Annotated in this window: 10 protein-coding genes; 2 read left to right on the forward strand and 8 right to left on the reverse strand. The window is 26.1% G+C overall.

Going from position 1 to position 11,220, the window contains the following annotated elements:
* The 5 genes from CJJ23_RS04580 to CJJ23_RS04600 are packed head-to-tail and all read right to left on the reverse strand — an operon-like array spanning window position 1 to window position 5,438.
* The gene (locus tag CJJ23_RS04580; RefSeq protein ID WP_095335169.1) at window positions 1–1,998 is read right to left on the reverse strand and encodes an MSC_0620 family F1-like ATPase-associated subunit; all 1,998 of its coding nucleotides are present in this window, start codon (window positions 1,996–1,998) and stop codon (window positions 1–3) included.
* Window positions 1,998–2,474, reverse strand: coding sequence for an MSC_0621 family F1-like ATPase epsilon subunit (locus tag CJJ23_RS04585; RefSeq protein ID WP_095335170.1), 477 nt, complete (start codon window positions 2,472–2,474; stop codon window positions 1,998–2,000). The genes CJJ23_RS04580 and CJJ23_RS04585 overlap by 1 nt, the downstream gene beginning before the upstream one ends.
* Window positions 2,464–3,351 (reverse strand): MSC_0622 family F1-like ATPase gamma subunit, encoded by an 888-nt coding sequence (locus CJJ23_RS04590; protein ID WP_095335171.1) that lies wholly within the window; start codon window positions 3,349–3,351, stop codon window positions 2,464–2,466. The genes CJJ23_RS04585 and CJJ23_RS04590 overlap by 11 nt, the downstream gene beginning before the upstream one ends.
* Complete coding sequence (locus CJJ23_RS04595) at window positions 3,351–3,863, reverse strand: MSC_0623 family F1-like ATPase-associated protein (protein WP_095335172.1); 513 nt, start codon at window positions 3,861–3,863, stop codon at window positions 3,351–3,353. The genes CJJ23_RS04590 and CJJ23_RS04595 overlap by 1 nt, the downstream gene beginning before the upstream one ends.
* A gap of 9 nt (window positions 3,864–3,872) precedes the next feature.
* Window positions 3,873–5,438 (reverse strand): MSC_0624 family F1-like ATPase-associated membrane protein, encoded by a 1,566-nt coding sequence (locus CJJ23_RS04600; protein WP_095335173.1) that lies wholly within the window; start codon window positions 5,436–5,438, stop codon window positions 3,873–3,875.
* 373 nt (window positions 5,439–5,811) lie between these two features.
* Here CJJ23_RS04600 and CJJ23_RS04605 point away from each other — a divergent pair, with 373 nt between their 5' ends.
* Both CJJ23_RS04605 and CJJ23_RS04610 read left to right on the forward strand, forming a co-directional pair.
* Window positions 5,812–7,623 (forward strand): ABC transporter ATP-binding protein, encoded by a 1,812-nt coding sequence (locus CJJ23_RS04605; RefSeq protein ID WP_095335174.1) that lies wholly within the window; start codon window positions 5,812–5,814, stop codon window positions 7,621–7,623.
* A gap of 1 nt (window position 7,624) precedes the next feature.
* Window positions 7,625–9,511 (forward strand): ABC transporter ATP-binding protein, encoded by a 1,887-nt coding sequence (locus CJJ23_RS04610; RefSeq protein WP_095335175.1) that lies wholly within the window; start codon window positions 7,625–7,627, stop codon window positions 9,509–9,511.
* Window positions 9,512–9,762: 251 nt separating this feature from the next.
* Here CJJ23_RS04610 and CJJ23_RS04615 read toward each other — a convergent pair whose 3' ends face one another.
* The 3 genes from CJJ23_RS04615 to CJJ23_RS05095 all read right to left on the reverse strand — a co-directional run.
* Window positions 9,763–10,152, reverse strand: a complete 390-nt coding sequence (locus CJJ23_RS04615; RefSeq protein ID WP_143823646.1) for a hypothetical protein — start codon at window positions 10,150–10,152, stop codon at window positions 9,763–9,765.
* Between the two features lie 175 nt (window positions 10,153–10,327).
* Window positions 10,328–10,531: a hypothetical protein gene (locus CJJ23_RS04620; RefSeq protein ID WP_095335177.1), complete on the reverse strand. Its 204-nt coding sequence runs from the start codon at window positions 10,529–10,531 to the stop codon at window positions 10,328–10,330.
* 242 nt (window positions 10,532–10,773) lie between these two features.
* Window positions 10,774–11,220: hypothetical protein (locus CJJ23_RS05095; RefSeq protein ID WP_272937920.1), on the reverse strand; the 447-nt coding region annotated here is incomplete at its 5' end.

Genomic DNA, 11,220 nt, shown 5'->3' on the forward strand with positions numbered 1-11,220 from the left:
TTATCCTTTTCTCTTGAAGAATTTAATTTTTAATAAGATACTGATTGCAATTAAGGCAACCACTCCTGCAGATACACCTGCAAAGGTGTAGACTGCATTATTATTTGTTTGTGAAATTTCACTTGCTTTACTTTTAAAATCAGCGATTGCTTTTTGCAATGTTTCAGTTGGCGTTGGTTTAGTCATTGCAGCATCATAAAGCATTTGTAAAGGTGCTATATAATCTTTAATATTAGTTGATAATCTTAATAGTTCATCTAATAAATAACTTGCGTTAGCACTAGTATTTCAACCAAGATTTTGAATTGCAACTGATTGCTCTTTTAAGTAAGAAAATAATTGATTAATATCTTCTTCTTTAATATCTAAAGTAACAAGCAGTTCTTGTACTGAGGCAACATTTTTTTTATAATTATTTTCCAAATATTTTACTTTTGAAGAAACAATATCTGAAATGTAAGTTATTAAACTCTTAGTGTCTATTTTAGAATTTTTTAAGTAACTTAAAAAGTTACTTTCTAAACGATTTTTAAACTGTGCAAAGTTAAATGCAGTGTATTCTTTTTGTGCATATTCATTAACTAATGCTTGTGAAAAGTTTGTGAATTTCTCACTAAAATAAATTTTTGTTAAAGCATAATAAGCAATTATAATTGCTCGATTGTTGTATAGATCATAACCATTTACAAAACCAAATTTTAAGTTCTTATCAACAGTGAAAATGTTATGAATCTTTTCAAAAATATTTTTCATAAAATTAGAAGCTGCATATTCATAAATAGCAAGTGAATTGTCTTTTAAATTTAAATACTTAACAGTTTCTCGATAATCTCGCGCCGTACTTACACCCACTGTATCAGTTAAGGTAACTGATGCATTAGCTTGACCATCATTATCAAGCACAATAGAATTAACCACTAAGGTAAAACGTTCTACTAATGGATTATTGAAGAATAGCATTTCTGCTTTTTGTTCATTAGTTGCTGAATTATATTGACTAACAAAATCTTGTGGTGATAAGTTAGCAAATTCAGGTCGTGCAATTGGTTTTAAATCAGGAATATCAATAATTTCTAAATCAGCAGGAACATCAGGTGAATCTACCCCTGGGATAAATACATTTACAGGTGGTATAACAATTACAGGTGGATTTTGTGGAGTGTTTTGTTTTAGATTTTGTTCTAAATCAAAATCAAAAAATCTTGTTTTGATTTTTGAGATGATATATTCATCTCAGGTTGAAACACCTTCAACACCTTTAGGTTCATTGGGCACAATTACGGTTTTACCATCAATTGTCGTAGTTTCAAAAGTAAGTTCTTTACCGATTGTAGGGCGATCTTCATTATTTAATAAAAATGAATTACTTCCTTTATCAAGTTCACCTTTATACTCAGTTCATAACTTTTGAAAATCTTCTAAATTTAAAGTATTTTCAAGTGCTAAATCAAACTTAATATCACTTGCAGGAATAATGCTTGAGTAGTTACTTGCAGGACCTAGACCCGTTGAAAATCCTTGTAAGGTACGATTTCCATATGTCAATGTGTTTGAATTAAGTCTTAAACCATCTGCAAAAACATTTGGGTAAATTAACATAAAACCGAAGTTTTGAGGATTTGCTTTAATCTTATCTAGATTATTATTCAAAAACTCTTTTACTTTTGAAATATAAAAAGAACGAGTGATTTTTTCAATTTCATCAATTTCAGTATCAGCTTTTAAAGTTGCAATTTCACTATCAATTGCTTGAATTGCTCTTGTCACAATATCATCAATTGCTTTAGGAATTTCATTTCCTATAAACTGTTTATTTTGATTTAACTCACGAGCATTAATAGGTTTTTTCTCGGCAGGTTTTTCTGTTGTTCCATCGCCAGTACCTGTACCTGTTCCACCTGTATTACCTCCTCCAACTGCTGAAGAAACAAATGGTAAAACAATAAAAGGAACTACACTAGCAAGAGCTAAATATTTTCATTTAGATTTTTTTCTCATTATAGATTCCTTTCTACGAGACAGTATTTTTTAATGTAAGAAAGTTTTTGTTTTTTAATTTTAAACTTTCTAATTTCTAACTTATCTTTAAGTTTGAAACCTTCATCTTGATAAGCAGAGTATTGCAATAACTGATTTTCTAATTCTTTAAGTTCAGTTAAAACTTTTGCGTTTGAACAATAATTAGTGTCTTGTTTTCAATATATAACTTCCTCATTAAGTAAAACAGTGATGTTATATTCTTCTTTCATGATTAAACTTTTTTCAAAAAATAAATAAATATCTTCATTATTTAATAAAGTTAATTTCAAGAATAATAAGTCTGATTTAGCAATTGTATTCTTTTTGATCACTAATCATTTTTGCTCGATTTCTGAATAATATTCAAGTCTTCTTAATTTCAAAAATTTAGATTTATTGCTATGAATTTTTAACTCAAGATTGTAAACGCTTGATTGATTTAAACTACTTTGCACGCTGGAATTCCTTTTTATTATTTTGAGTGATCATAACTATTTCTTCAATTTCTAACTCACGTTTTTCTTTATTGATTTTGATTTTTGTTTTTAAAATTTCTTCATCAATTTTTTTAAGTTGTTTATTTTCTTCAATTAATTTATTTTTGTAATTAATAAAAGATGCTTCAGCAATTAATGCTTCTAATGTACTTTGAAAATAGAAATTTAAAATTGAATTAAAGAACTCATCTATGTTAGGAAGAATTTGGAATTTTTCAAAATTAATATTTTTTGAACGTAGTGAATCAATTTGTGATTTTGGATATTTAAAATAAAAATTATTAATTGGATAAAGTTGTGCTGTGTAGTCTTTTAATTTATTAGAACTAACTATCATTTTTACTTCATCAAATTTTTCTTCTTCAATTTGAATACGAATTAATTCACTTAATTCAATTGAAAGGTCTTTTGTACTAAAGTCATCATATGAAGCAATTAATTTGTAATTTAGAGATTGAATTTTTTCTCTAGATTCAATTCCTAATGAAATATATGAATCATGAATATCATGATTTTTTTCAAGTACTTTATCTGTTCTTTCATAAAATGATTTAGTGTATTTTTGAACGTTAGTTAAGTAAATTCATAAAGTTTTTTTCGGCTTCTTTTTATTAAAAAGTAAGTCTTTATCTTCTGAAAAATAAATTGAATTTACATTTCTTAGATCATGTAATTTTTGAATAATAATTTTTGCAAAAACTGAATTGCTTAATGAACTTCTAATTCTTTTTTGTAGTAAGTTAATTTCAATTAAAGATAAGTTACGATTAAGCGATACTATTTTTTGTACTTGATCAAAATTCTTTAATCTTTGTACATGTTTTTTTAAATCCATTAGGCCTCCAAGTTGACAATATTTCTATCGAAAACAATTTTTAAACTTTTGGTATCGGGAGATAAAAAGACAATTATTCCTTTAATCACTTCTATGTATCTTTCTTCTGTAAATAGGTACTTTTGGATTTGTAAATTAATAATTTTTAATAATTTATCTAAATTACTATTACTTGAAGATTTCATACTAAATGATTCTGAATTACTTGATTCTTTAGTATCTAAAGTTGGAAATAATTTATTAAAACTAAAGCGTAAATTTCTTGATCAAGAAATTACAAACTTTTCAAAAACAATGTCCTTATTTTTAAAAATTGCTTCATTAATTTTTTCATTTAGATTTTTAACTGTATCACTTTCATCAGAAATATTTGTGATCAGTAATGATGTTCCTAATAATTGATTAAATGAAACAAAATTATCTAGAATAACTAGTTCATCATATTTAGTATTAATTTTAATTTCTTTAAAATTTACATCTTTTAATTTTTGGTTTTTGGTTTTTAAATTCATTTTCAATCCTTATTTAATTCTGCTTTTTGGAGCATTAATAATTTGTTTTTCGCTTGCTTTATTTTTGCTTTTAAATCTTGTTTTATTTTTATTTAAAACTTTTTCTTCTTTAGCAATTTTACGATCAATTCTAATTGCAATTTTTGAAGCTAATTGACTATAGTTAGCAAATAAAATTAAGATTATCACAGTTGATAAAACAGATAATGCAATTTCAAATTTAACAAGTAAACTTATGAAGTCACTATCAGTATCAATATAGTTATTATTATTTCTTAAATAAATTCTGTAACCCATAACTGAAGCAACTATAAATAACAAAATCATTTGTGAAGCAAGGGCAAAATAATTTCTTTTATCAATAAGTTTTGCTTTTCTAAAATCAATAAAATTAATTAAAATAATTAATAAATTAGTTGTCATTCCTAATCAGAATATTTTGTAATTTTCGTCATCAAAATTTCTGTTCAATGAAGTAACAATTAAGGCTACAGTTCAGATTATAAAGATCATGAACTGCATAAAAATGTTGCCGTAAATATTTCCTTCAAAAATTTTAATTCTCAATATTTTAATCATTACAAAAAATAATAAAATAATAAAATCAATTGCAAGAGCTAAATATAAAACAGAATATTTTTGTTGCACATTTACAAAGATAGCAACAAGCGTTGGAAAGTTTCCAAAGGCTAAAGTTGAGAATCAAATAAACATAGCTAGTGATGCAGTTGCTGAAAATACTAATAAGAATTTTCAGTAGTTATTTATTAAACTTGATTCCTTAAAATAAAAAATGTTGTGTAAGTTAACTGCTATTAATAAAATAAATAATCCACTTACTATTAATAAGACGTAGATAACGTTATATCATTCGCTTATATAAATAAATAGTTCATCAAAGAATGTAATGATTGCATTATTTGAAAAAACATTTTCTCCTTCGTTACTTCCATAAATTAATCTGGAAAATAGAACATAAAAAATAATTAGTGAAATTAATTTCGAAGCATAACTTATATAAATCATGATTAATTTATTTTTGTTAACTGGACTAGCTTGTAAATACTTTCTTTCAACTATCATGAAGTGTAAAAAACTTCAAAATAAATTGACAAGCAAGAAAAAACTAAGTGAGAACGAAACATAGATAGAGATTTCTTTATAAAAGAAAAAAACGAACATAATTACTATGGCAGCCATTAAATTGCTCATGCTTCAAAGTCAAACTTGATAGAGTTTTTTATTGAACTTGTCAACACTTTGATAGTTGGAAAGAATTAGGGTTAAGAATGCGATTGTGAGAGTTGTTGATCTAACAATATAAGAAATATTTTGGTATTGAACCACATCATTTGTACTTTTTAAAATATTTGTAATACCGATTGTCTCGGCATTGAAAAAAATATTTGAAAGTTCAAACAAGGTAACAAGTGTAAAAATGAAAAATAAGATTACTAAACTATATTTAATAAGTTTAGTACTCAGTTCAAACTTAGTTCGAGGAATCAGTCTGATTAATGAAGATTTAAAATCGAATTTTTCAAATTTACTTGTTTTTTTTGATTTTGATTTCATTTATGCCTTTCGTGATTTAGATGGATAAGATTTTCAAAAATTTATTTGGTTAGAGTAAATTTTGAGTTGTCTTAATTAAAATACTATGTTAAATGTGGCGATAAATGAACCAATTTTTAAATATTAGTTTTTTTTATTTATTTTCAATTTAAAATGCTAAACTATTAAAATATTTTCAAAAAATAGTCATATAAAGAATAGATAAGTCAAAATACTTTCAAACTTTGTTCAAAATCAAGAACAAATCAACTGAATACTTTTATTAATGAAGTTTCATTAATAAAAATAACTATATACTTTAAGATTATTTTGAATTATTTAAAAAAATATTCAAAAATTGAATTTAGTTTAAGGAGATTTTAGATTTAGATATATGAAGAATATTTTTAAATATTTACGGGGTAACCGTTTATATTTTACGCTTATTTCTATAGTTTTTCTAGGAATCCAGGTTGCTTTAACCTTATATCAAGCAGAATTACTTAGACAAATAATCGCAGGAACACAGACCGAAAACGCATCTTTATTAAGAATTGATACAGATGCAATCGGAATTTCGTTCGGTGTTTCTTTTGCAGGGCTGATTTCATCAGTAATTGCAAATACTTTTGCAATTCTATCTTCAACAGCCTTTGCTCAGTATTTAAGGGATCTTTACTTTAAGAAAGCACTTTCGCTTTCAAGTAATGATCTAGATTATTTTAGTGTTGCTTCCTTAACAGCTAGAGCAACAAATGATTTGAAAATTTTTCAAGATTCATTTTTACAATCAGTTGTTTTTATTAGTCGTGGATCAATGTATATTGTAGGTTCAATTGTCGCAGGAGTTTTATTAAACCCACAAATGACAATTATTCTAGCAATCTTTTTACCTATCTTTGCAGTTGTCTTTATTGTCCCTGCATTAAGATCAAAAAAATATAATTCTAATAGATTAGCTAATTTAGATAAAGCACAATCAATCTTAAGAGAAAACATCTTAGGAGTTAGAGTTATTAAAAGTTACAATTTATACGATAAATTGGAACATCGCTTTGATGCTTACAACATTGAAATTGCTTATAACACTAAAAGAATGTCATGAATTTTTGCAATTATTCAGCCGATTGCTTTTGGTCTGATTAATTTAGCAGTTATTGTTATTTATATAGTAGGTGGTTTTGCTTCAAATGTCGATGGTGCTACTGCTGCTGAAAGATTAAATATTATCTCCACAATTATTCCCTTTACTTTAATTGTTTTTAGAGCATCAATTGGTGTTTTCTTAATTATGAGCACTATTAATTCAGTTATTAGATCAGCTAAAAGTGTTGACAGAATTGCTGAAGTTTTACATTATAAATCACAGCAAATTTGAAAAAATGATGGGTATTTAATTAAGCATGGTAGTCTTAAAATTTCTAATTTAAACTTCAAATATTTTGAAGATGCTGAATACGTTTTAAAAAATATTAACCTAGAAGTTAAAGAAAATGAAAGTGTAGGAATTATCGGTCCTACTGGTTCAGGTAAATCAACTTTGGCAAATATTTTAATTAGAGCCTATGATGTTAAAGAAGGAAAAGTTGAAATTGATAACGTTGATATCTCTGATATCAAACGTGAATCACTTAGTTCTAACGTTGCTATCGCTTTTCAAAAACCTGAAATTATTTCAGGAAAAATTAGAGACAATGTTAGCTTAATTTCACGCTTTGATCAAATCCGTGATGATAAACGTAAACAAAAAGAACTTGATAAAGAAATCTGAAATGCCTTAGAAATTGCTCAGGCCAAAGAATTTGTTGATAAATTAGAAGATAAACTCGATTCAAGAGTTGAACAACGGGGGACTAACTTTTCAGGTGGGCAAAAACAACGTTTAGCAATTTCTCGTGCTGTTGCACAGAAAGCAAAAATTACAATTTTTGATGATTCAACTTCAGCGCTTGATAAGATCACTGAACAAAAAGTTCAAGATGCAATGAAGAAAAAACTAAATACAACTTTAATAGTTATTGCTCAAAGAATCAACAGTGTTGAAAATATGGATAAAATAGTTTTACTAAATAACGGTGAAATTTCAGCAGTTGGAACTCATAAGCAATTACTAGCAAATAGCAGTCAATACCAAAATATTGCTCGTATTCAACTAGGTGATACTGAAGTGAATCGCCAATTAAAATTGATTCAGGAAGGAGCATAAAATGACTAGCAAAAATATCAGAACTGATGCAAAAAGATTTAAGAAAAATCGTAAATCTTTTTCAAAAGCAGGAATTAAATTCATTTGAAGATATTTCCGTGAATTTAAAAAACTAAGTATTTTAATTATGTTTTTTGCTCTAGCTACCGTTTTAGGAAATGCTGCTTTAATCATTGGTTTATTTTTCTTATCAAGTGAAATTACAAGAGTAATCAATGAAGCAATTTCTGCTAACTCAGGTTATGACGGCGACTTTGGAATGTATTTAATATACATGTTAGTTGTTTTTACTTTTGGTTACATAGCAGTTGCAATTATCAACTTAACAAGAAATATTTTAGCAGGTACCTTCTCATCAAAAATTGGCAAGAAAATGCGTGAAGATGTTTTTATGAAACTAAAAGTTATCAGAGTGCTTTACTATGATCAAACTGCTAGTGGAGATTTAATTTCCCGCGTTGCTAATGATACTGATAACGTTACTAACTTTATTGCCGATAATGCTGTTGGAATAGTTAATGACATGGCTCAGTTAGTAATTATGGCAATTGCCATGTTTATTTTTTCACCAATTATTAGTGCAATTACTATTCTAGGATTTTTACCAATTATCTTTGTGATTGTTTATTTCATCTTAAAGATTTCAAGAAAATCTTTTGTGGCTCGCCAGCAATCAATTGGTAAATTAAATGCTTTTTTTGAAGAAGCCTTCTCATCTTTAAAAAGCATTAAAGCAGTTAATGCTACTCAAAAAATTTATCAAGATTTTAGCGAGAATAACAATCGCCAAATTAAAGTTGATCGTAAAGCTGAAATTATTGGTTACTATGTTTTTAGTTGAAACTTATTTATTAACGATCTACTAAATCTAATTATTTTAGTTATACCTGTTGTCTTTATGATTAATAATCGAGAATGAGGTGGAGTAATTTCGACTACAACAAATGGAGTTACCAATCCTGAATCTTTTGCTGTTTTAGCAACCTATAATTTATTTTATAGAAATTATGCAGGACCACAATTTCAGATCTTTAATAACCTTAATAATTTCCAAAATGCAGTCGCTGGTGCTGACCGTGTTAATGAAGTTCATATTCAAGAATCAGAACATAATGAAAAAGAAACAGTTGATTTAATTGATATCAAAGGAGATGTTTCAATTAGAAATTTAAACTTCTCATATTTACCAGATAAACCTATTTTAAAGAATGTTTCTTTTGATGTTAAAAGAGGTCAGTCAGTTGGAATCGTAGGTCCAACTGGAAGTGGTAAAACCACCATCATAAATTTATTAACTAAATTTTATGATGTTGAAAATGGTAACATTTTAATTGACAATATTCCAATTCAAAACATTACTAAAAAATCAATGCGTAACAATGTTTCAATTGTTTTACAAGATACATTTTTATTTAATGAAACAATTATGGAAAACATTCGTTATGCTCGCCCTGAAGCTAGTGATGAAGAAGTAATTGAAGCAGCTAAAATTGCAAATGCTCATAACATGATTACTAAATTAGAAAAAGGTTATCAAACACCACTTGATGAAAATGTTATGAATTTATCTCAAGGTGAAAAACAATTACTAGCAATTGCTCGTGCTGTTTTAAAAGATTCATCTATTTTAATTTTTGATGAAGCAACTTCAAGTATTGATACTGAAACTGAAGCGATTATTCAAAAAGCAATGTTGAAATTGCAAGAAGGAAAAACAACTTTTATCATTGCTCACCGTTTAAGTACAATTAAACATGCCGACTTAATTATTGTTCTTAAAAATGGAGAAATTCTTGAAAAGGGTAACCATGAACAGTTGCTTGCAGAAAAAGGATTTTACTATTCAATGTATTATTCAAATCAAAGAGACATGGACTCATTTGAATAATAGAAATTTAAAAAAATATTTCAAAATATATCCAAAAGCCCGTGTTTTACGGGCTTTTCGTATGTTTTTAATTAAATTTAAATATCTATATTTTTTATTCTCTAAAAAGCAATTTGCTTAATAAAATTAATAATTTAATTAATTTAAAAATATTTTTGGATCAAAATAATCAAGCGAATAAATTTAATTAAGAAATTAAAAACTAGTAAAATATTTTGCTAGTAATTATTTTGAAATACAAATATTAATGTCTATTCTTCTTCATTCTTTTCATCATCATCATTTTCTTCTGAATCTTCATCATCATCTTTAGGTACACCTATAGCACTAATATTGAAAGTAATTTTTCCAGTTCGAATATCTGTTTTTAAATTTTGTTTTCCATATATTATGTCATGATTTTTAATTAATTCATCTAATCTCAGTTCAACAAGATGAAAATTTGTTTTGTCTCTTTTATGTTTATAGATAGGTGTTGCTATAGCATTAATTACGTAAGTAAATTCTCCAGTTTGTGATTGAGTAGTAAGAATTTCCTCAACCTTTAAGTAATGTTCTTTGGTAAAATCTTGTAGTCTCATTTTAATGTATTCATGATCAATATCACCTCATATTGATGAACGTTTTGGTACGAATTTCATATTTTAATTATAACTGAATTAATAATATTTTTAATATGAAGTTATCTTTAAAGTGTTAGCGTATTTTATTTAAGTTTTTTAAAATTTTAAAGACGATTTTTAGATTATAAATAAAATTTCAGTTAACTAAAAGTAGCAAAACAATTTATGCTTTGATTTGTTAAAAACAAAAAAATTATTTTGATAACAAATGTTTAGGGATTTTTTCATCTTTGTCTGATGTTCATGTTGCATTAATTCTGTAGCTAATAGTATTTCTTCTATAATCTCTCACGGTTGTTTCCACAACATTTACATCATATTTCTCCATCATCTTTTCTAAGTATTCAGTTGACTCAAGAGCTTTATCCATTTCATCATCATTTTTTTTCATGTACATGTAATAATTATAACCTAATTAAATTTAATTACTTATCTTTATTTACATCTATTGCCATTTTTTAGCTGAATTAATATATTTAATGTTTGCTTTTAATTTGCAAAATTAACTTAATTATTGCTTTTAGTATTAACAGTTATTTTTTTTATTGATATTATAGTTATAAAATTAATGTAGTTCTAATCAGATTTATATCTTATAAAATAAAAATACTCAAATCATTTTGATTTGAATATCGTAATTTACTTTTTCTTAATTATTTCTAAAATTTCTTTTAATTGTTCAACAATAGCTTCGTTTTGCTTTTTCAAATCTTCATTTTGCTCTTTCACATCATTAACCTGTGATTCAAGATTTTCAACTTTAGAGTTTAGTTTATTATTTTGCTCTTTTAACTCTTTGTTCTGTTCTTTCACTTCATTAACTTGTGTTTCTAAATTTTCAACTTTAGAATGAAGATTTTTGTTTTGTTCTTTCACTTCATTAACCTGAACTTCAAGATTATCTACTTTAGTTTCAAGATTATCAAATTTGATTTCAAGATTATCTACTTTAGTTTCAAGATTATCAAATTTGATTTCAAGATTTTCAACTTTAGTTGCTAATGTTTCTACTTTAGAGTTGATCGCTACATTTTGAACATTTATCTTATTAATCTGCGATCCAAGAGATTTAATAATGCTATCTGC

Source organism: Mycoplasmopsis agassizii (genome assembly GCF_002276225.1).
GTDB classification, from domain to species: domain Bacteria; phylum Bacillota_I; class Bacilli_A; order Mycoplasmatales; family Metamycoplasmataceae; genus Mycoplasmopsis_B; species Mycoplasmopsis_B agassizii_A.